The organism is Candidatus Delongbacteria bacterium (assembly GCA_020634015.1).
Lineage (GTDB): Bacteria > CAIWAD01 > CAIWAD01 > CAIWAD01 > CAIWAD01 > JACKCN01.
The window spans coordinates 597997-620289 of record JACKCN010000001.1 but is presented as its reverse complement, the minus strand read 5'-3'; the positions used below and the strand labels follow the sequence as shown (position 1 = coordinate 620289).

At 62.1% G+C, this 22293-nt stretch carries 13 protein-coding genes and 1 tRNA gene; 5 read left to right on the top strand and 9 right to left on the bottom strand.

The genetic code is table 11. The features are described 5' to 3' along the window. Positions 1 to 35 precede the first annotated feature (35 nt). From H6678_02545 to H6678_02535, 3 genes are all read left to right on the top strand, one after another. Positions 36 to 6260 (top strand): T9SS type A sorting domain-containing protein, encoded by a 6225-nt coding sequence (locus H6678_02545; protein ID MCB9472670.1) that lies wholly within the window; start codon positions 36 to 38, stop codon positions 6258 to 6260. Between the two features lie 363 nt (positions 6261 to 6623). After that, positions 6624 to 10730 carry a T9SS type A sorting domain-containing protein gene (locus H6678_02540; protein ID MCB9472669.1) on the top strand — a complete coding sequence of 1369 codons (4107 nt, stop codon included), beginning with the start codon at positions 6624 to 6626 and terminating at the stop codon, positions 10728 to 10730. A 111-nt stretch (positions 10731 to 10841) separates the two neighbouring features. Continuing rightward, entirely contained in the window at positions 10842 to 14318 is a 3477-nt protein-coding gene (locus tag H6678_02535) for a carbohydrate-binding protein (protein ID MCB9472668.1), read from the top strand. Here the strand turns inward: H6678_02535 and H6678_02530 are convergent. After that, positions 14311 to 15174, bottom strand: a complete 864-nt coding sequence (locus H6678_02530) for a hypothetical protein (protein ID MCB9472667.1) — start codon at positions 15172 to 15174, stop codon at positions 14311 to 14313. The two genes, H6678_02535 and H6678_02530, sit on opposite strands and share 8 nt — an antisense overlap. Before the next feature lie 61 nt (positions 15175 to 15235). Next, on the bottom strand, positions 15236 to 16723 hold the full coding sequence (locus H6678_02525) for a glycosyltransferase family 39 protein (protein MCB9472666.1): 1488 nt from the start codon (positions 16721 to 16723) through the stop codon (positions 15236 to 15238). Between the two features lie 175 nt (positions 16724 to 16898). On the opposite strand from H6678_02525, the gene H6678_02520 reads away from it, so the two are divergent. Further along, the gene (locus H6678_02520; GenBank protein MCB9472665.1) at positions 16899 to 17210 is read left to right on the top strand and encodes a hypothetical protein; all 312 of its coding nucleotides are present in this window, start codon (positions 16899 to 16901) and stop codon (positions 17208 to 17210) included. 82 nt (positions 17211 to 17292) lie between these two features. Next, positions 17293 to 17363 (top strand) — tRNA-Gln (locus H6678_02515). A 48-nt stretch (positions 17364 to 17411) separates the two neighbouring features. Here the strand turns inward: H6678_02515 and H6678_02510 are convergent. The 7 genes from H6678_02510 to moaA all read right to left on the bottom strand — a co-directional run bounded on the left by H6678_02510 (position 17412) and on the right by moaA (position 22210). Further along, entirely contained in the window at positions 17412 to 17900 is a 489-nt protein-coding gene (locus H6678_02510) for a GNAT family N-acetyltransferase (protein ID MCB9472664.1), read from the bottom strand. Between the two features lie 14 nt (positions 17901 to 17914). Further along, positions 17915 to 18115: a hypothetical protein gene (locus H6678_02505; protein ID MCB9472663.1), complete on the bottom strand. Its 201-nt coding sequence runs from the start codon at positions 18113 to 18115 to the stop codon at positions 17915 to 17917. Positions 18116 to 18128: 13 nt separating this feature from the next. Next, complete coding sequence (locus H6678_02500; protein ID MCB9472662.1) at positions 18129 to 18998, bottom strand: SPFH domain-containing protein; 870 nt, start codon at positions 18996 to 18998, stop codon at positions 18129 to 18131. 121 nt (positions 18999 to 19119) lie between these two features. Beyond that, a complete protein-coding gene (locus H6678_02495) occupies positions 19120 to 19407 on the bottom strand; it encodes a non-heme iron oxygenase ferredoxin subunit (GenBank protein MCB9472661.1) in 288 nt (95 codons plus the stop codon). A 70-nt stretch (positions 19408 to 19477) separates the two neighbouring features. Next, positions 19478 to 20320 (bottom strand): EamA family transporter RarD, encoded by an 843-nt coding sequence (gene rarD / locus H6678_02490; protein ID MCB9472660.1) that lies wholly within the window; start codon positions 20318 to 20320, stop codon positions 19478 to 19480. Between the two features lie 56 nt (positions 20321 to 20376). Next, positions 20377 to 21075: an SDR family NAD(P)-dependent oxidoreductase gene (locus tag H6678_02485; GenBank protein ID MCB9472659.1), complete on the bottom strand. Its 699-nt coding sequence runs from the start codon at positions 21073 to 21075 to the stop codon at positions 20377 to 20379. A 112-nt stretch (positions 21076 to 21187) separates the two neighbouring features. Further along, positions 21188 to 22210, bottom strand: coding sequence for a GTP 3',8-cyclase MoaA (moaA, locus tag H6678_02480; protein ID MCB9472658.1), 1023 nt, complete (start codon positions 22208 to 22210; stop codon positions 21188 to 21190). Between the last annotated feature and the right edge of the window lie 83 nt (positions 22211 to 22293).

The following is a 22293-nucleotide window of genomic DNA, read 5'->3' as shown; positions in this document are numbered from 1 at the left end:
TGTATCATACGAGCGAACTCTTGACAGGAGGCACCATGAAGCAGGCACGACCGATTGGAGTGCTGGCCTTGGCCCTGATGCTGGGCAGTCTTGCCCATGCGTCCGGGTTGAGTCCCGCGGAACAGGCGGACAAGGATGCGGCTTTGCGCGCATCCGGACAGACGCTGAGCGCCGCCGAGCTGGCGGAGAAGGTCGCCGACCAGGCCGCCGCACGGCTGAAGGCGAAGACGGTCGAGACCACACCGGCAACGACCCCGACTGCAACGCTGGTGAGCGCTCCCGGTCTGGATGCATCACAGCTGCCGACTCCCCTGAGCACGCGCGAGCAGCAGGAGAAACTGGATGCGGATCAGGCCTTCAGTCTGGAGGATCGCATCCAGTGGAAACTGGCACACGGTGGAGATTTCACCCCTGTCGAGAAGCAGTGGCTCGAAGACCAGGCCGCCGAGATCTCCCACAAGGGGCCGTCACACGGCACGGACGAAGGTGGACCCGACGCCTGGGGCAACACCTGGATCATGACCGGTGACGAAGGTGGGCCCGCGTATGCGTGGGTCGACATTCCCGAAGTGGATCGCAATTACCTGACCCTTACCGACGATTCCTTCGTGGGTCCGCTGGACATGGGCGGAACCCTGAGTTTCTACGGCGTGGACTACAGCGAAATCTATGTGGGCTCCAATGGCAACGTGGGGTTTCTGGGCACTTCGCTGAACAATCTGGGCAATGTGGCCATTCCCAGTCTGGCCAATCCCAATGCCCTGCTGTCGCTGTTCTGGGATGACATGAATCCCGCCACGGGTGGCCAGGTGTATACGGGCACGGTGGACGGGGACTTCGTGATCACCTACGATGCGGTCAACGAGTACTCCAGTGGCCCCGGAACCCTGACGGCGCAGATCGTGATCGATTTTGACGGCCCCGCCGTCTACTTCAATTACGAAGCCTTGGCAAACGGCATCGATCAGACAAGCTGCACCATCGGCATCGAGAACGAAACGGGCACGGACGGTCTGCAGCTGGCCTACAACAACGCAGCACAGGTGCCTGCCAATCAGACCACCGTGCGTTTCGATCTGGCACCGCCTCCCGACTACCTGATCTTTCTGGACACCAGCGCACTGGGCTTCAACGGGGGCCCCAGCGATGAGATCGCGGGCAGCGTCACCATCACCAATGGCGGCAATCTGGCGGACAGCTATGACCTGAGCCTCAGTGCTCCCGGTGTGGTCGCCTGGGGCACCTTCGTCAACGGCAACCCCGTCTCCACCATCGGTCCCCTGGACCCGGGTGCCTCCACCACCGTGGACGTGGTGGGCACCATCGATGAGAACGCACCCACGGGCACGGACAATGCCACACTGACCTTCGAATCGGTGAACTCCGACGCCACCGCCAGTGTGGCGCTGAACACAGCGATCTTCAACGGTGCCGCCGGTGGCCCCGATGCGTTCGGCAATACCTGGGTATCCAGCGCCGGGGGTGATCAGGAATACTTCTGGGTGGACATCCCCGAAGAAGACCGCACCTATGTGACACTCACGGACGACTCCTTCGCCGGTCCCTTCGACATGGGGTCGGTGATCAGTTACTACGGGGATCCGTATACCGAGCTGTATATCGGCAGCAACGGCAACCTGGCCTTCACCTCCACCTCGCTGAACAGCCTGGGCAATGTGGCCATTCCCAATGCCGCCGCTCCCAACAACATCATGCCCCTGTTCTGGGACGACATGAATCCGTCCTCCGGTGGCCAGGTGTACTGCGGCACCGTGGATGGGCGTTTCGTCGTGACCTACGATGCGGTCTCCGAGTATTCCGGTACGGGCACCCTGACCGCTCAGGTGGTGTACGACTTCGCCGAATCGCAGATCTTCTACAATTATGAAGCCCTGACCGCCCCGCTGGACATCACCAGCTGCACCATCGGCATCGAGAATGCCACGGGCACGGACGGACTGCAGGTGATCTACAACAACACGCCGGCCTCTCCGCTGGAGCAGTGGACCCTTCGTTTCGACCTGGCTCCGCCCCCTGATTACGCCGTTGGTGTGTCACCGCTGACCATCAATACCACAGGTGGTCCGGCGGGCAATCTGCTGGAAGAGTTCACCATCACCAACGCGGGTCTGCTTCCCGACAGTTATGACCTGAACATTTCCTTTGAAGATCTCGTGGACTGGACGATCCAGCTCAATGGCAGCCCGGTGGGCAACACGGGTGTGCTGCAGCCGCTGGAAAGCATCACGATCCAGTTGGCGGGCTTTGTGGATGCCGAGGCGCCCACGACCATCGACGCTTCCCAGGTCAGCATCGAGTCGGTCAATTCCGATGTGAGTTACCTGCTGCCCGTGAGCACCTCGATCTTCAATGCGGCCGCTGGTGGGCCGGATGCCTATGGCAATGCCTGGGTTTCCAGCGCCGGTGGTGATCAGCAGTACTTCTGGGTGGACGTCGAGGATGCGACTCTGGTGACGCTCGCCAGCAACTCGGTCGCCGGGCCCTTCCCGCTGAATGGTGTGCTCAGTTACTACGGAGAAGCCCAGACCCAGTTCTACATCGGTTCCAACGGCATGATCGGCTTCAGCAATGTGGGCATGACCTCCACCGTGAATCAGAACCTGCCCAGCGCCACCACCCCCAGTGGCCTGATCGCGCTGTTCTGGGATGACATGAATCCCGGCGGCGGAGGCACGGTGTCCTACGGCAATGATGTCGATGGCCGCATGGTGGTGACCTATGCCGACGTGCCCGAGACCGGTGGTGTGGGACTGCTGACGGCCCAGGTCGTGATCGACTTCGCCACCCAGCAGGTGTTCTGCAACTACGCCAGTCTGGATGGGCTGGACCTGAGCAGCTGCACCATCGGCATCGAGAACTCCACCGGCACCGACGGCCTGACCGTGATCTACAACGGCACGCCCGCCCAGCCGCTGGCCAACTGGACGATTCGCTTCGATCTGGCGCCACCTCCCGACTTCCAGATGGAATTCACCGGTCCCACGCTGATCCAGGCGTCTTCGAACAACGTGGTGGCCGGCACCTTCACCCTCAGCAACTCGGGTCTGGCCTCCGACAGTTACGACCTGACGCTGAGCGGCGGTTCGCTGTTCACCTACGCCATCCAGGACATGGAAGGCAACGAGATCAGCAGTGTGGGGCCGCTGGCGCCGCTGACCCTCGAGGAAATCCAGCTGGTGGTGACGGTCCCGGCCGACATGGGGGGGCAGTCCGAAACGGTCAGTCTCACGGCCACGTCCCAGGCCGATGACAACACCTTCATCACCCTCAACCCGACGGTCAATGTGATCGCCACCTCGGGCAGCGATTCCTTCGGCAACGAGTGGTACAGCAACCTGGATCCCGACGGAACCGACTTCTTCTTCGTGGAACTGGATCCGCAGGATCGTACCGCTGTGACCCTGACGGACGACAGTTCGGCCGGGCCCTTCGACATGGGTGCCTCGATCAACTTCTACGGCGTGCCCCAGAACCAGATCTACATCGGCAGCAACGGCATGGTGGGCTTTGCCGCCGCTGGCATGACCACCCTGGCCAACCAGAACATGCCGTCCACGACGGCTCCCAATGGTGTCATCGCACTGTTCTGGGATGACCTGAATCCGGGAACCGGCGGACAGGTGTACTACGGAACCAGCACCGAAGGTTACTTCGTGATCACCTATGATGGTGTGTTCGAGTATTCCGGCACGGGCACCTTCCGGGCCCAGGTGGTATTCGATTTCGAGAACGACTTCATCTTCCTGAACTACGACCAGTTCAACGCACCCATCGATCTCACCTCCTGCACCATCGGCATCGAGAACTACGATGGCACGGATGCGGCCCAGGTCGTCTACAACAACGCCCCCTGGACTCCCTTCGAGGAAATGACCCTGCGCTTCGAACTGCCCCCGCCCCCGGACTTCTGGCCCAGCCTGGAGGATGGTGTGACTGCCGTGGGAGCCGCCGACAGTGAAGTGTCCGTGCCCATGGACATCAGCAACATCGGCCTGCTGCAGGATGCCTATGTCCTGAGCGCCAGCGCGGACAACGGCATCGAGGTCGACATCCTGATCAACGGCAATCCGGGCAACCAGACTCCCGTGATCCAGCCCGAAGCCAGTTTCACCTTTGATCTGGTGCTGACGATTCCCGAAGTGCCCGGCGGTGCCAATTCCACCATCACGGTGAACGCCGTCAGCGTGGGAGACGCGTCGCGCACGGATCAGACCACGGCCCTGCTGACCATCGTGCTGGTTCAGGGCGGCCCCGATGGCGGAGGATATTTCTGGTCCACCACCGATGCGGACGGCGTGGTCGAATACGACTGGGTCACCATCGACAATCCCACGACCGCGACTCTGACCGATGACAGCTCGGCGGGTCCCTTCGAGATCGGTTTCCCCTGGACCCATTACGGCATGGAGTACACGCAGGTCTACATCGCGTCCAACGGCTCCATCGGTTTCGACCCGACCGGCCTGAACTCGCTGGCCAATCAGCAGCTGCCCAATGTCGCCACGCCCAACGGTGTCATCTCCTTCTTCTGGGACGACCTCAATCCCGCGACCGCGGGCGGCACCGTGAGTTATGGCTCACAGGACGGCATGTTCATCGTGACCTTCGATCAGGTCTTCGAGTTCGGCGGCCAGGGACGCATCACGGCCCAGGTGATCCTGGACAGCAACGAAGAAGCCGTACGCATCAATTACCAGACTCTGGCCGCACCTCTGGACATCCTGAGCTGCACCATCGGTCAGGAAGATGCTGGCGGCAACCAGGGCTTCAGCGCCTGTTACAATGGCCAGGGCTGGCTGCCTCACGACAATGCCTCGATCTGGTTCGGATTCAACGTGATCGGCCCCAGCGGTCCCTACGCCGTGCGCGTGCGCCCCGACAACCTGCAGGGTGTGGGCATCACGGGTGGGTATGCTGAGTACGAGCTTGAAGTGGAGAACCGTGGTGAGAACCCCAGTGCCTTCACGCTCGAGACCGAAGGCAACGTCTGGGATGTGACCTTCCACGACATTGACGACGACTGGGCCGAGATCACCGAAGTGCCCGAGATGGCCTTCGATACCGTCTTCAACCTGGGTGTGCGCGTGCACGTGCCCGAGGAGCCGGCCAGCTTCACGGACCTGGTTCACCTGACCGTGGTCTCCACGGAAGATGAGACGGCCAGCGACGACGCCCAGATCCTGACCGCCAGCAGCTGCAGCCATACGGCCCAGCTGCATCAGAACATCAACGGCAACGGTCTGTTCGGCATGGAACACCTGATGGATGGTGACTGGGTCGAAGGTGAGACGATCGCCTGGCTGGGCACCAACGTCAACCGCATGGTGATGGAGGACACGGAGTCCGGCGCAGTGGGAGACATCGTGGCCCTGCCTTTCGGGCATGACTACATGGGCATTGCCCACGATTCCCGTGACAACAGTTTCTGGGTCAGCTATGTGGGTGGCATCTCCCATGTGACCATCGGGGGCGCCCTGATCAATGCCTTCTCCCCGGCTCTGCTGGATGCGGGTACCGGACGCGTGCCGTCGGGTCTGGCCTTCGACTCCGAGGGCGAAATCCTCTGGGCGATCTGTGCCAATGGCGCCGTGGACGAGTTCGTGCGCATGGATGTGTCCGACGCCACCAACCTTGTCGGGCTGAACGCCATGATCGTGCCCTGGAGTACCCCGGGCGGAAGCGGTTCCGCGGGTCTGGACTACAATGAAGGCTCCGACCAGCTGGTCGCCCTGCACACGGGATCCGGCACGGTGGAGTGTTTCCTGGATCTGGGCGATGGCACCGTGGATGCCCGTGGTGATTTCTGCCCGAGCGGACTCACCGATGCCCACGGCCTTGCGTTGACGGACGACGGCCGGCTCTTCGTGGGTTGGACCAGCGGTCTGGCGCACCCTGTGGAAGAGTACATGGTTCCCTGCGCCGTGACCGCCATCGACCGCGATGCGCTGCGCCTGCCGGTCGACTTCGAACTGGGCAGCAACTATCCCAATCCCTTCAATCCGGCCACCATGATCCGCTACGGACTGCCCGAGCAGGGCAAGGTGCGCCTGGATGTGTACAACCTGGTCGGCCAGCACCAGCAGGTACTGGTTGATGGCCTGCGTCCCGCAGGTTATCACGAGGTCCGTTTCGACGGCGCCTCGCTGGCCAGCGGTGTCTATTTCTACCGGATCCAGGTCACCGATCTGAATGGCAGTTCGCTGTTCAGTGACACGGGCAAGATGATCCTGCTGAAGTAGTCCTGACATCTGTCCCGAACCAGACGGCCCCGGAATCTTCCGGGGCCGTTTCTGTTCGGGGGCGACAGTTTTCCGGTAGCTTGAATGGTCGCCAATGCCCGAGCTGACCTGCTATATTGAGCGCCCGGAATGAAGCAGGAACGGTTCTCCCGCGATCAGCGGTGTTCCTGCCGAGTCGCCACCTGCCGTGACTGAACTCACGTCGTTCATCAGTATTCCGTCCCATGGGCTGGTTTCACGGAAACCGGTGCTGGGAAATCGTCTGCCAAGGAGACCGTCATGCGAATTGGAAGAACGAGCGCCGTCGCGCTCCTGGGGACCTTGATGCTGTCCCCGGCATGGTCCGCCACGACCAGGACATCCATGGACAAGGAACTGGAGCTCAAGGCTTCGGCCGCCGATTCCGGCGTGCAGCTTTCCGCGGAAGAACTGGCCAAGCGCCAGGGCCAGGCCGGTCATCTGCCCGGCGAAAGTCTTCTGCACTACCGATTCCGGATGGGCGAGTCGCTGACACTGGGCGAGAAAGGGCTGTTGGACGCGGAAACCCCCATCATTCACAAGGGGCCGGGCCAGCAGACGGACGAGGGGGGCCCCGACGCATTCGGCAACAGCTGGATCATGACCGGGGATGAGGGCGGCCCCGACTACACCTGGCTGACCATTGACGAAGCCGACCGCAACTACCTGACGCTGACCGACGATGGCGTGGCCGGTCCCGTGGATCTGGGTGGCGTGATCAGTTACTACGGTGTGTCCTATACCCAGGCCTGGATCGGTGCCAACGGCATCCTGGGTTTCTCCGGCACCGCAATGAACACCTACACCAACCAGACCTTGCCCGCAGCCACCACTCCCGACAATCTGGTGGCCCTGTTCTGGGACGATCTGTATCCCCCGGACGGCGGGCAGATCTACTATGGCATGGTCGGCAATGACTTCGTGTTGACCTACGATGGCATCAGCCGTCTGGCGGGCGATGGTACCCTCGTGGCACAGGTGGTGCTGGACTTCGACAACTCGGCCATCTACTGCAATTACGACTCATTCGATGGGGGCATCGACCTGAGCTCCTGCACCATCGGCATCGAGGATCCCACGGGCACCGACGGGCTTCAGGTGATCTACAACTCGGCGCCCTTCCTGCCGACTGCCCAGACCAGCGTGCGCTTCGATCTGGCCCCGCCGCCCCAGTTCGCGCTGGACCTGAGCGGACCGGCCCAGATCCAGGCCGCCTCGGACAACACGGTGACCGCCACCTTCACGGTGGGCAATGCCGGCCTGATCACCGACAGTTACGACCTGTCCTTCTCGGGTGACGATCTCTTCGACTATCAGCTGCAGGACATGGAAGGCAATCCGATCAGTTCCGTGGGACCGGTGAACTCCCTGGAGCTGACCACATTCCGCCTGGCTGTCACGGTGGGCGGAAACATGGGCGGCCAGAGTGAGGCGATCACGGTGACCGCCACCTCCCAGGGCGACGACCAGATCTCGGAGAGCATGCAATCCACCGTGTTGGTGGTGACCACCAATGGGTCCGACAGCTTCGGCAACACGTGGTACAGCTCGGCCGACCCCAACGGAACACCATACTTCTTCGTGGAGCTGGATCCGCAGGACCGCACTCCCGTGACACTCACGGACGACAGTGTGGCCGGCCCCTTCGACATGAACGGCACGATCGGTTTCTATGGCACGCCCCAGACCCAGATCTACGTCGGCAGCAATGGCATGATCGGATTCGATGCTGCGGGCATGACCAGTCTCAGCAACACGGCCATTCCCACGGCGGGTGTTCCCAACGGGATCATCGCACTGTTCTGGGATGACCTCAACCCGGGTTCGGGTGGTTCGGTGTACTACGGCACCGATGGTGATGGCCGTTTCGTGATCACCTACGATGCCGTGGTGGAGTACGGGGGCACGGGCACCGTGCGGGCCCAGGTGGTCTTCGATTTCGACAATGACCAGATCTTCCTGAATTACGATGCGCTGGTGGCGCCACTGGACGTGACCTCCTGCACCATCGGTATCGAGGATTACACGGGCGAGGATGGGATCCAGGTCGTACTGGATGGCGAGCCCTGGCTCCCCTCCGACGACTTGACCCTGCGCTTCGAGCTTTCGCCACCGCCGAACTACTTCGTGGCCCTCGAGGACGGCGTGACCGCCACCGGACCTGCCGACAGCCAGGTGAGTGCCTTCCTGGACGTGTTCAACCAGGGGCTGCTGCCCGATTCCTTCGTGATTCAGGCCACGGCCGACAACGGCGTGGAAGTGGATATCCTGATCAATGGCGAGCTGAGCAACGTGACCCCGAGCGTCGCCGTCGGCGACTCCCAGGAAATCGAACTTGAGCTGACCATTCCCGAGAATCCGGCTCAGCCCAATGCCACGATCACCGTCACGGCCACCAGCCAGGGCGATGGCAACCGCAGCGACGAAACCGTGGTGCTGCTGACCATCGTGCTGGTCCAGGGCGGACCCGATGCCGGGGGCTATTTCTGGTCCACCAGCGATGCCGATGGGGCGGTGGAGTACGACTGGGTCACGATCGAGAATCCAAACCCCGTCACGCTGACGGACGACAGTTTCGTCGGCCCCTTCGAGATCGGCTTCCCCTGGACGCACTATGGTGTGGAGTACACCGAGGTCTACATCGCCTCCAATGGCTCGATCGCCTTCGATCCCACCGGATTGACCTCGCTGGCCAACCAGCAACTGCCCAATGCCGCCACGCCCAATGGTGTCGTGTCCTTCTTCTGGGATGACCTGAACCCTGCCACGGGCGGCACAGTGACCTACGGCAGCCAGGACGGCATGTTCATCGTGACTTTCGATCAGGTCTTCGAGTACGGAGGCACCGGACAGATCACGGCCCAGGTGATTCTCGACAGCAACGAGGAAGCCGTCCGGATCAACTACGACACCCTGTTGGCGCCACTGGACATCCTCAGTTGCACGATTGGCCAGGAAGACGCCAGCGGTGGACAGGGCTTCAGCGCCAGTTTCGACGGTCAGGGCTGGTTGCCGCACGACCAGAGCGCGATCTGGTTCGGTTTCAATGTGATCGGTCCCTCGGGCCCCTACGCCGTGCGCGTGCGCCCCGACAATCTTCAGGGCGTTGGCCTGACCGGTGGCTACGCCGAATACGAACTGGAAGTCGAGAACCGCGGTGACAATGCCAGCGCCTTCTCACTTGTCAGCGAAGGCAATGCCTGGGATGTGACCTTCCACGACATCAATGCCGACTGGGCCGAGATCACCGCCCTGCCCGTGATGCAGTACGAGGATCTCTTTGACCTGGGTGTGCGCGTGCATGTGCCGGAAGTGCCGGCCAGCTTCACGGATCTGGTGCTGCTGACGGTTGAGTCCACCGAAGACGACACGGCCTTCGATACGGTCGAGATCCTGACCGCCGCAAGCTGCAGCCACACGGCCCAGCTGATCCAGAACGTGAATGGCAACGGCCTGTTCGGCATGGATCATCTCAGCGACGGTGACTGGATCGATGCCAACACTCTGGTCTGGCTGGCCAGCGGAGTGAACAGAATGGTGATGGAAGACAGCGATACCGGCGTGGTCGGCAGCATTTTCGTTCTGCCCATCGGACACGACTACTCGGGCATTGCCCATGATTCCCGCGATGGCAGTTTCTGGGTTTCCTGGAGTGGTGGCGTCTCACATGTGAGCGCCAGCGGTGCGCTGATCGGCGCCCACACCCCGGCCCTTCTCGATGTGGCGACCGGTCGCATGCCCACGGGCCTGGCCTTCGACGAGGATGGCGAGGTCCTCTGGGCCATCTGCAGCAATGGTGCGATTGATGAATTCGTGCGCCTTGACGTGTCCGACGCGGCCAACCCGATTGGACTGGACGTGATTCCCGTTCCCTGGTCGGAAGCCGGTGGCAGCGGCGCGGCCGGTCTGGATTACAACGAAGGCTCCGATCAGCTGGTGGCCCTGCACGTGGGCACCGGGTATCTGGAGTGCTTCCTTGATCTGGGAGACGGCAGCGTGGATGCGCGTGGCGATTTCTGCCCCAGCGGACTCAGCGAAGCTCATGGTCTGGCACTGAGTGATGATGGACGCCTGTTCGTGGGCTGGACCAATGGCCTCGCGCACCCGGTGGAAGAGTACACGGCTCCCTGCCAGACCACGGATGTCCAGCGTGACGCCCTGCGTCTGCCGACGGCCTGGGCCCTCGAAAGCAACTATCCCAACCCCTTCAACCCCAGCACCGTGATCCGCTATGCCCTTCCCGAGCAGGGACTGGTGAGCCTGGATGTCTACAACATGCTGGGTCAGCACATGCAGAGTCTGGTGAGCGGCATGCGCCCCGCCGGCACCCACGATGTGATCTTTGACGGCAGCAGCCTCTCGAGCGGTGTCTACTTCTACCGGATCCACGTGGCGTCCGCCGACGGGCGCAGCCTCTTCGATTCGGTCGGCAAGATGATGCTGATCAAGTAGGAAGCTGGTCTCAGTTCGAGCAAAGCCCCGTCTGCAATCCTGCAGGCGGGGCTTTCCATTCCATGAAGCAGGCTTGCCGGATGGACCAGCCTGTGGTCTGATTTAAGTGATGTGATCCACTCGCGTCGCCGCCTGTATCTTCAATGTTTCGAGGCAGGTCAACCGAAACTGCTAGACTGGGCGGTCGCGACTCAACCAAGGATGTTGTGGGCATATCGCAACAAGAATCGCAGACCCGTGCCCAGCAATGATGTCCGCACCATCAATGGAACTGCTCAGATGAATGTGAATGCGTTGAAATCAGTCAAACAGAGTATTGGATCCTTGTTCCTGATCTGCCTGTATTCTGCGAGCGCTGCCGGACAATCCGTTCCGGTTGGCCTTGGAAGTTACAGCACGTCCTTGCCACCCGGTGGAGTGGGGCCACGGAATTTCAATGGCGCGGATGCGACTCCGAAAGTATCCGCAGCATTTGACCAGCCTGTTCAAACCAACGATTTCTGGAGCAGCCTGATTTACCCCTTCTTCGGCTCTTCGTACTCCAACATTCTGTACGCACACCCCTTGAATTTCAAGGCCGTCTCAAGTGGTCTGGAAATCGGATACACAACCGATCATCTCTACGCAGCCGATGATTTTCTGTATCCATATGCTGCCCAGCTGACCATTGGCGTTGCCGGATTGTCAGCTGTCCAGACACTGACCCATCACTATGGGGATTGGACAGTCACGGCTCTGTGGGAAGATGGGCCGATATCCATGGAAGCCACTCTGGGACACGGACTTCCCTGGGCGTTCTTCAGAATCACCGGCGGCAATGCGGTTGTTGCAAGCGCACAGACTCCCGTGATCTGGTACAATCAGAATGAAGTACTGGGGATCACGATCAGCGGCAAGCACTACGGTGTTTTCGCGCCGACAGGCTCGACATGGTCCGGAACCAGCACCTTCCAGTCGACTCTGGACGGCAAGGATTATCTCTCCGTTGCGCTGCTTCCCGACACGAGTCCGGCGACGCTTGAGCTGTTTCGCAGCCACGCCTACGCTTTCGTGACGGACAGCCGCATCGAGTGGCAGTACGACGAGTCGTCCTCGCGGCTCACGAATACCTATACCTATGAGACCGTACTGAGAGACAGTTTCGCGACCAATGTGAATCAGACCTTGACCGCGCTGTATCGGCATCAATGGCTCAATACGGACAGCCCGCTGCTGAACCATACCTATCACTCTCCGCGTGGGACCATGAAATTGCTCGAGGGCAATTCCTTCACGACCGAACTGCAGTTTTCCGGAATACTGCCCGCCCTGCCCGATCAAGGAAACTACAACCGCACGGTGCTTCTGAACCATGTGCAGGACGTGGCGGGCGAAACTCTGTCCATCGAACCGACTTACGAAAACGGAAAGGCGATGGCGCGCTTCGCGCATCTGGCTCAGATCGCCGACCAGCTTGGTGCCACGGCTGAGCGTGACCACTTTCTGGATGAGGTCAAAGTCCGGTTGGAGGATTTGTTCACGGTGGGCGGCTCGCAGGAGTACTCCTATGACGAGAATTGGGATGTGCTCACAGGGTATCCCTCCGGATTCGGGGCGGACGACCAGATCAATGATCATCACTTTCATGCCAGTTACGCCATCATGAGCGCCGCGACCATTGCGCAGTTCGACAGTGCCTGGGCCTCCCCGAGTCAGTGGGGAGGAATGGTGAATCTGCTGATCAAGGATTGTGACAACTGGGATCGCAGTGATACAGAGTTCCCATTTCTGAGAACCTTTGATGCCTATGCCGGGCATTCCTGGGCGGCCGGCCATGGCGACTTTGCGGAGGGCAACAATCAGGAATCCAGTTCAGAATCGATGAACTTCGCTTCTGCGGTCGTCCTCTGGGGGGAGATCACCAATCAGCCGGAGATCCGTGACCTGGGCATCTTCCTGCATGCCAACGAGGCATCCGCCGTGGACCACTACTGGTTCGATGTGGACAACGAGGTGTTTCCCCAGGATTATCCGCACACGGCGATCGGCATGGTCTGGGGCGGAAAGGGCGTGCATTCCACCTGGTTCGGCGCTGAACCCGAGTTCATCCACGGAATCAACATGCTTCCTGTCACAAGCGGCTCCCTGTATCTGGGAAGGAATCCAGCCTATGTCTTGGACAACTACGCCGAAGTTGTTTCCGAACGGAACGGGGAACCGACTGTCTGGCAGGATATCCTCTGGGAGTACCTGGCACTGTCAGATCCGGATCTGGCAGTGACGCTGTATCACGCAGACATCGAGTATGAACCCTTCGATGGCGAGTCCCGTGCGCATACATACCACTGGTTGTACAATCTGAAAAAGATGGGGCAGGTGGAAACCGCCATTGCTGCAGATATTCCGACGTACTCCGTTTTCAGGGATCCCGCGGGCCATCTGACCTACGTCGCTTTCAATGCCGGATCCCAGGAGCGGATGGTGACGTTCTCGGACGGCTTCTCCCTGCTGGTGGGCCCACACCAGACGGCGGCTTTCAGCACCTCACCCGTGGATCCGGATTCCCCGGTGGCCTTGTTGTTGCCGAGCAGAACATCCGGGAAGGCTCCATTGAGTGTCTTGTTCACCGGAAGCAACAGTTTTGATCCCAATGATTCCCCGCTCAGCCATGCGTGGGATTTTGGGGACGGAGACACATCACAAGCGCCTGATGTCGAGCATGTCTTCACCGAAACAGGAACGTATACCGTTTCCCTTGCCGTTACCAACAATCTCAACATCTCGTCTTCAGACAGTGTCTCGATCACTGTGCTTGAGAATGGGACGCCCTACCTGGGAACTCCATTCCAGATTCCCGGACTGATCCAGGCAGAGTTCTACGATGAAGGCGGCGAGGGGGTGGCCTATCACGACGTGGATGCGATGAACCTCGGAGTGCCTTTCCGCAGCACCGAAGGTGTTGACATCGAGGCATCCAATGATCAAGGCGGGGGCTACGACATCGGCTGGATTGAGGATGGGGAGTGGCTGGAGTACACGATCGAGGTGGCGGAAGCGGGCATGTATGCCCTGGTGCCATCCGTTTCTTCCGTCCCTGGTGGAGGCAGTCTGCACATTGAGGTCAACGGTGTGGACCTGACGGGGCTGGTGCCCGTTCCGGTGACGGGTGGCTGGCAGTTCTGGCAGGAACTGCAGATCCCGGATGTCTTTCTGGCTGCCGGTGAGCAGATCATGCATGTGGGACTTCATGTCGGGCAGTTCAACCTGAACTGGATCGATGTCAGGTCTTCTTCCACGGATGTGCGGGAAGAATCCGAGTTGCCAGCCCGCTTCGAGTTGGGACAGAACTATCCCAATCCCTTCAATCCTCGGACCCGCATTGATATTCAGCTTCCCCGGTCCGCAGCGGTCTCCCTCAAAGTATACAATCTGCGTGGGCAGGAAGTGGCCAGCCTGGCAGACCAGGTGCTGAGCGCGGGCAGCCATGGCTTTTCCTGGGATGCTGCTTCGGCTGCAAGCGGTGTCTATCTGTATCGCATGACGGTTGACCAGGACCTTCCTGGGTCCAATGGCTTCAGTCAGACGGCCAAGATGATCCTGCTCAAGTAAACCAGGCCAACTTCGCCGCTGGCGTCACGCCTGCTGCCAGGCCAGCATCCTCCGCTGGCTTCATGCCTGCTGCAAGGCCAGTATCCACGGCTGGCGTCACGCCTGCTTCAAGGCCAGCACCCTCCGCTGGCGTCATGCCTGCTGCAAGGCCAGCATCCTCCGCTGGCGTCATGCCTGCTGCAAGGCCAGCATCCACGGCTGGCGTCACGCCTGCTGCCAGGCCAGCACCCTCCGCTGGCGTCATGCCAGCTGCAAGGCCAGCACCCTCCGCTGGCGTCATGCCTGCTGCCACGCCCGCACCCTCCACTGGCGTCACGCCTGCTGCAAGGCCAGCACCCACCGCTGTCTCCACGCCTGCTGCAAGGCCAACATCCACGGCTGGTTTCATGCCTGCTGCAAGGCCAACATCCACGGCTGGCGTCAAGCCTGCTGCCAGGCCAGCACCCTCCGCTGGCATAACACCTGCTGCCATGCCAGCCCCTTCCGCTGGCGTCATGCCTGCTGCAAGGCCAGCACCCTCCGCTGGCGTCACGCCTGCTGCAAGGCCAGCATCCTCCGCTGGCGTCACGCCTGCTGCAAGGCCAGCACCCTCCGCTGGCGTCATGCCTGCTGCAAGGCCAGCACCCTCCGCTGGCGTCATGCCTGCTGCAAGGCCAGCATCCTCCGCTGGCGTCACGCCTGCTGCAAGGCCAGCATCCACGGCTGGCGTCACGCCTGCTGCAAGGCCAGCATCCACGGCTGGCGTCACGCCTGCTGCAAGGCCAGCATCCACGGCTGGCGTCACGCCTGCTGCAAGGCCAGCATCCACGGCTGGCGTCACGCCTGCTGCAAGGCCAGCACCCTCCGCTGGCGTCATGCCTGCCAGCCCTCCGCTGGCGTCATGCCTGCCGCAAGGCCAGCATCCATGGATGAAGAAGTCAGTGCAGTCGCTGGAACAGCAGGAAGCCCCCGCCAGAGCTGAGCAAAGTCCAATCCGGATTGGACCCAGCAGGCACTGAAACCGGGTCATGCCCCTGGGCACGCAGCTCGTGCAGATTGCCGGGGTTCAGCAGGAGGAGAGCGCCTGGCGGGGGGAGATCCAGACCGGCAGGACCGCTGTCGCCCAGTGGAATGCCGCGGCTGACGGAAGGCTGGCCATCCAGATGATCCAGCGAGAGCAGGCTGAAGGGATCTCCGTACACGGGAGTTGTGGGCGACGCCGACAGCGCAGCGCGCACTTCCTGCAATCCGGAGTGGTCGAAGTAGTTCCGGAAATCCAGACACATCCAGAGGCTGAGCGCCAGCAAGGGTGCCAGCAGCCAGCGAAACCGGCGCCAGCTCAGTTCCGCCAGCAGTTCACCGGCCAGCAGGGCGGCCGGCAGGAAGAGTGGGTAGATGTACCATGGCAGGTCCAGCGGCAGTGGCTGGTAGCGCTGCAGAGATGTGCTGCCGAAGAGGAACATCAGCAGCAATCCACCGAACCACAGTCCCTGCGGCCCCGGATCATGTCGGCGAAGTCTGCGCAGTAGCTGCACCAGAGCCAGAGCCAGAATGAACAGCGTATTGCGGCGCAGGAACAGGGCCTTGGGCTTGCTCCACAACAGCAGGCGTGCCAGTGCGGCGGGTCGTTCCTCGGGTGTGGCGTACCCCTTGGCGCTGCCCAGTTTGAAGAAGTCGTCGGGGCAGAGCCGCGTGTTCAGTTCCATCTGGTGAAAGCGCCAGAGCGGGTCGCCGTGAAGGAGTGCGTATACCAGGGACTCCAGGCCCAGCACCAGCAGAATGCCCAGTCCGGCGGCCAGCAGAGTTGCATCCGGTCGCAGGGGAGTGCCGCGGCGGAAATCACGCAACCAGATGCCGAACTGGATCGCCAGAATCACCGGCACCAGCCAGAGCACGGTTTCCTTCCAGAGCAGCGAGAGTCCCAGTACCAGTGCGCCCGGTACCCGCAGCCAGTGCCGGGCCGTGTGACGAGCCTCCAGCAGCAACCAGACTCCCAGGCCCAGCATGGCGGCTGCGGAAAGATCGGCGAAGGCCAGCGTGCTCAGGGCGATGTCCACCGGCAGCAGGGCCAGCAGCAGGGCCGCTGCATTGCCCACGTGTCCGTGTCCGCCGAGCAGGCATCCCAGGCGCCAGGCAATGGCGATCATGGCCAGCGAGAACATCAGCGGGAAGAAGGCCAGACCCCAGTCACCGGGACCGAACCAGTGCTGGCTCAGTCCCAGAAGGAACAGGTGACCCACGCGCAGGGGCATGACCGGATAGCCCGGGTAGTCCACCCCGAACTGGGCACCGGGATGGGCGGCCAACCAGGCGTAGTGGGCATCGTCGGAAAAGGCAAATCCCTGGAAGAAGGCCAACCGCAGGCCCAGGGCCAGCAGAAGTACCAGAAACAACGGTCGCAGGCTGATGGAGCGGTCGTGAGTCATGGACAACAATTCCGGGAATGCGGCTTGGCGCTCCAGTGCTCCGGAGGCCGGTTGGAAGGCGGGAAGGACCGTCGGTCACGGATTCCTAAGTTGCCCGACGCCGTACAGCGGCCCGGCGAAGGATCTTCAAGCCCAGATCTCCACGAGCGCGGGCCAATCTAGCGAAAGGATCGTCATGCAAGACCTTCTGGACTCGTTCTCCGGAAATCCGCTGCTTGCGGCGGGAGCACTGGCCCTCTGTGTGCTGGTGCTGTACGCCCTGCTCAAGAAGCTGTTCAAGGTGGCCTTGTTCCTGCTCCTGTTGCTGGCAGCCGTGCTGGTCTGGTTCAAGGTGATGGGGCACGAGCTGCCCGATGAACTGGGGCAGGTCAGCCGCACCGTGGGCAAGGTGGTCAAGCAGGCCGGCAAGACCGGTGGCGAATTGCTCGAGGATGCCGGCAAGGAGATTTCGAAGAAAGTGGACGACGCGAAAAAGGACGCACAATAGGCGACTTCACCGCGCCGAGACCTTGAGGCCCTTGACATTTCAGCATTCGCCCCTATATTTGGCGGCTTGCTGTGAGATCGATTGGGCTGTCGTCCAATGGTAGGACTCTGGATTCTGGTTCCAGCTATCGGGGTTCGAATCCCTGCAGCCCAGTAAAAAAGCCCGCTTTGGCGGGCTTTTTCGTTTCTGGTGCCTGTGTGCTCAGGCCCCGGCCAGCTGTTCGATACCCTTCCGATCCAGCCGGTACACCGTCCACTCGTCCTGCGGAAGGGCACCCAGTTTCCGGTAGACCGCGATCGCCGGCGTGTTCCAGTTGAGTACCGCCCATTCCATCCGCCCACACTCCCGGGAAAGTGCCGTGCTCGCCAGCTGGCGCAGCAGTGCGCGTCCCACACCACGGCCGCGCCAGTCGGGCCTGACATACAGGTCTTCGAGATACAGTCCGCCTCGGCCAAGGAACGTGGAAAAGTTGTGAAAGAACAGAGCGAAGCCGACGGCCCGTGTGCCACCCTCGTCGTCCACCAGAGCCAGCAGGGCTTCGGCACGGTGCTTGACGAAGATCTCATGGTGCAGCAGTTCTTCGCTGGCCACCACCTCGGGCAACAGTTTCTCGTAGTCCGCCAGTTCACGGATCATCGCCAGCAGTTCGGGGACGTCGTCTTCGACTGCGTTGCGGATGCGTACGTCCATCGTGGGGCCTCGTGTCAATTCGTGTCGGCCTGATCGGGGTCCGGATCAGCGGAATCGTTCTCGGCGGGAATCGGGCGTCCCGCGCGGCGCAGTTGTTCTCGCAGCAGGAACTCGATCTGCCCGTTCAAGGATCGAAGATCGTCGTCCGCCCAGCGCTGCACGGCCTTCAGCAGGGAAGGGCTGACACGCAGCAGGAAGGCTTTGCGACTGGCCATGACCTTGTGCCCACTAGTTGTACAGCGTGCCGGTGTTCACCACGGGCTGGGTGTGACGATCGCTGCAGAGCACGACCAGCAGGTTGCTGACCATGGCAGCCTTGCGCTCCTCATCCAGCGTGACGATCTGCTTGCGCGAAAGCATTTCCAGGGCCATGTCCACCATGCCCACCGCACCTTCCACGATCTGGGAGCGGGCGGCCACCACGGCACTGGCCTGCTGGCGCTGGAGCATGGCAGCGGCGATTTCCTGGGCGTAGGCCAGGTGACTCAGGCGGGCTTCGATCACACGGACACCCGCCTTCTCGAGACGCTGCTGGATTTCCTCCTGCAGGCGGTGTGACACTTCTCCCGTGTCACCGGAAAGCGAGATGCCCTCGTCGCCATAGCTGTCGTAGGGATAGGCGCGGGCCAGGTTGCGCACGGCCGATTCGCTCTGCACGTGAACGTAGTCCACGTAATCATTGACCTCGAAGGTGGCTTCGGCACAGTCCACCACCTGCCAGACGACCACGCAGGCGATGTCCACCGGGTTGCCGCGCAGGTCGTTCACCTTGACCCGCGAGGTCTCGAAGTTTCGCACTCGGCGCGAGATGCTGGTCTTGGTGTAGAAAGGATTGGCCCAGCGCAGGCCCGGTTCGTTGACCGTGCCCATGTAGCGTCCGAAGAGCTGCACCACGCGGGACTCGTTGGGATTGACCATGAACAGGCCTCCCAGCAGAGTACTCAGCACGAGAATCATCAGGATCGCCCCGATGATCACGGGGGGAAGGTGGGATTTGGCACCCCAGAGCAGCAGGACCAGATCGGCCGAAAGCAGTGCGCACAGTATCAGCGCCGGCGTCAGGCCCGCTGGTGCCTTGATCTCGATATCCTTGACCATGAATTCCTCCAGTGATGGACTCAGGGCGGGCAGCCATGTCGTTCTGCCCGAGCGCGATCAAAATGATATCACTTTGATTTCGCGGCAGCAAGCCATTCTGGAGGATTTCTCGCGGTTCCGGTCAGAGCTCCACCTGCACCTGTCCATCCAGTTCGCGGACGGGAAAACTGCGCAGGTCGTCGAAGGCCGGCGGGCTCAGCACCTGTCCGGTCCGGATGTCGAAGCGAGCGCCGTGGAGAGGGCAGACCAGCTCCCCGTTCTCGCAGCCGCCCTCATGCAGGGGAAAGTCATCGTGGGTGCAGTTGTTCTCCAGGGCGTAGGCCTTGCCGTCGAGGCGTACCAGCAACAGCTCCACTCCCAGAAGCTGGACTGCCCGGGGGCTGCCCTCCAGCAAGTCGGCACTGCGCATTGCCTGGTGATACGTGGCCATGATCGTGTCTCCGGTTTGTGTTGCTCAACAAGCATGCCCACAGGCACGCTCAGGGGGTGGCCAGTGCGGAACGCCGGTTCCGGCCCATCTGTCGCACGCTGTCGACGCTCGTGATCGCCAGGCCGGTCCAGATCAGAATGAACCCGATCAGCTGGGTTTTCAGCAAGGGCTCATGAAACACCCAGAGCGCCAGCAGGAACTGCCCACTGGGTGCCAGATACTGGATCAGCCCCACCGTGCCCAGCTTCAGGTGTTTCACGCCTGCGCCGAACAGCAGCAGGGGTGTCACGGTCGCCAGCCCCGTGGTCAGCAGCAGCGCATGCATCCAGGGGCTCGGGCTGCCCGCCGAAGGCGCGGGCAACAACAACAGTCCGACCAGTGCCAGAGGCAGCAGCAGACTGGTTTCCACCAGCAGTCCTTCGAGCGAGGAGAAGGGTGTGCGCTTCTTCAACAGGCTGTAACTGCCGAAGGTGCCCGCCAGGGTCAGGGAGATCCAGGGCAGGTGTTCCAGCCGCAGGGCCATCAGGGCCACGGCCAGCGAAGCGAGCAGCACGGCCACTTGTTGGGCCCGGCTGAGACGTTCTCCCAGCACCAGCCTGCCCAGCACCACATTGACCAGTGGATTCACGAAATAGCCCAGGCTTGCCTGAAGCACATGTTCATGAGTCACGGCCCAGATGAAGACCATCCAGTTGGTTCCGATCAACAGGCCTGCCAGGGCCTGCAACAGCAGTCCCCGGTCGGGATGGCGCAGGTGCGCCAGAATCACGGGCAGGCGCTGCGGGGAGCGCAGGATCAGCAGCAGAGCCAGGCTGACCACGGCCCAGATCACACGCTGGCAAAGAATGTAGCTCGCCGGAAACTCTGCCAGCAAGCGCCAGTAGAGGGGCATCAGACCCCAGATCACGAAGGCTCCCGCGGTCAGCAGAAACCCGCGCAGGCCGGAGCTCACAGGGCCAGGCTGAGCGCGGACCCCGTGACCAGCCGGGCATCGGGACCCGCCAGAAAGTGGATCACCCGGGCGATGTCCGCGGGAGCCAGCCACTTGCCGGTATCGGCATCGGGCATCGAGGCACGGTTGGTCGGGGTGTCGATGATGGTGGGCACGATCGCGTTTACCGTGATGCTCTGCGGCAGCAGTTCCTCGGCCAGGGCGCGAGTCAGGCTGAGCAGGGCGCCCTTGCTGGCGACGTAGGCGCTCATGTTGGCGCCACCACCATTCAGGGCGGGCAGTGCGCCCACCGTGACGATGCGCCCCCCGCCGGCCGCGCCGAAGAGCGGCAGCGCGGCGCGCACGCTGTTGTACACGGAATGCAGGTTCATTGACAACATGCGCTCGAGGGTGCTGGCATCGCTGTCCTCGATGGGGCTCCAGGCAAACCCACCCGCAATGCAGGCCAGCAGGTCCAACCGCGGCCCCAGCCCGGCGAACCACGCCATGGTGGCCTGTTCGCTGGACAGATCACAGACCGTGGCGAGCAGGTTGGGCTCAAGCGACCCCAGAGCGTCACGCAGGCGGTCGCCTTCTTCCTCGTGATAGAGGGGAACCGCCACCCGGGCACCCGATTCCAGCAGGTCACGCACCACGGCAGTGCCCAGGAAGCCTCCGCCACCCGTGACCACGGCCAGCTTGTTCTGAAAGTCCATGACACAGTCTCCGCAAGTGTTGAGAAGGTTCCAGCGGCGGTCGACCCAGGGCGTTCTGCAGGCACACGCGCTCGTGTGTGGCGGAATGCAGGCGCTGGGTCCGGACCGGCGGTCAACCTCCGATGTACGACATTTCCACCCGCCCGTCCCTGGGGGTGTCTTCGTCGCGCAATTCGGAATAGCGGTCGGACCGCTTGTTCCAGAGCGCGGCGATCATTTGCTGCAGCTGCTCGTCGGACGCGCTCCCCCGCAGCAACGGACGCAGGTCCGTGCCTGTGGTGGCGAAGAGGCAGGTGTGCACCTTGCCCTCGGCCGAGAGCCGCATGCGCGTGCAGTCCCGACAGAAGGGTTTGCTGACGCTGGAAATGATGCCCAGTTCGCCCCCGCCGTCGGTATGGCGCACACGGGAGGCCACTTCTCCCCGGTAGCCCGGTTCCAGCTCTTCCAGCTCGAACTCGCGACGCAGGACCTCAAGGATCCTGGCCGCGGGCAGGACACGATCCAGCTTCCAGCCGTTGCTGGCGCCCACGTCCATGTATTCGATGAAGCGCAGGCTGTGTCCACTGCCGTGGAAGTGGCGAGCCATGGGCAGGATCTGGTCCTCGTTCAGCCCGCGCTGCACCACCATGTTGATCTTGATGGGCGCCAGGCCCGCGGCGGCGGCCGCATCAATGCCCTCGAGCACCTGTTCCACCGGGAAGCTGATGCCGTTGATCCGCTGGAAAACGGCGTTGTCCATTGAATCCAGGCTGACCGTGACACGCTTCAGTCCTGCCCTGGCCAATGCCGTGGCGTGGCGCGCCAGCAGGGCTCCGTTGCTGGTCATGGCCAGATCGTCCAGGTCCAGCGCGGCAAGCATTTCAACCAGCAGGGGCACGTCCCGGCGCAGCAGGGGCTCGCCACCGGTCAACCGCACCTTGCGCACTCCCAGCGGGCGTACAAGTCGCACCAGGCGCGTGATTTCCTCGAAGGAGAGCAATTCGCTGCGGGGCAGGAAGGCATGGTCCTTGCCGAATACTTCGCTGGGCATGCAATAGACGCAGCGGAAGTTGCAGCGATCCGTGAGCGAGATGCGCAGATCCTGCAGGGGGCGAGCCAGAGCGTCCAGAACGCTGGATGTGTCGGGAGTGGTCAGTGTGTTCTCCGGGTCTCGGGGAGTCCTGCCCGGACGGGGCGGATCCCTCGGGCGAGGACAATAGTAGCGGATGGTCCTTTGAA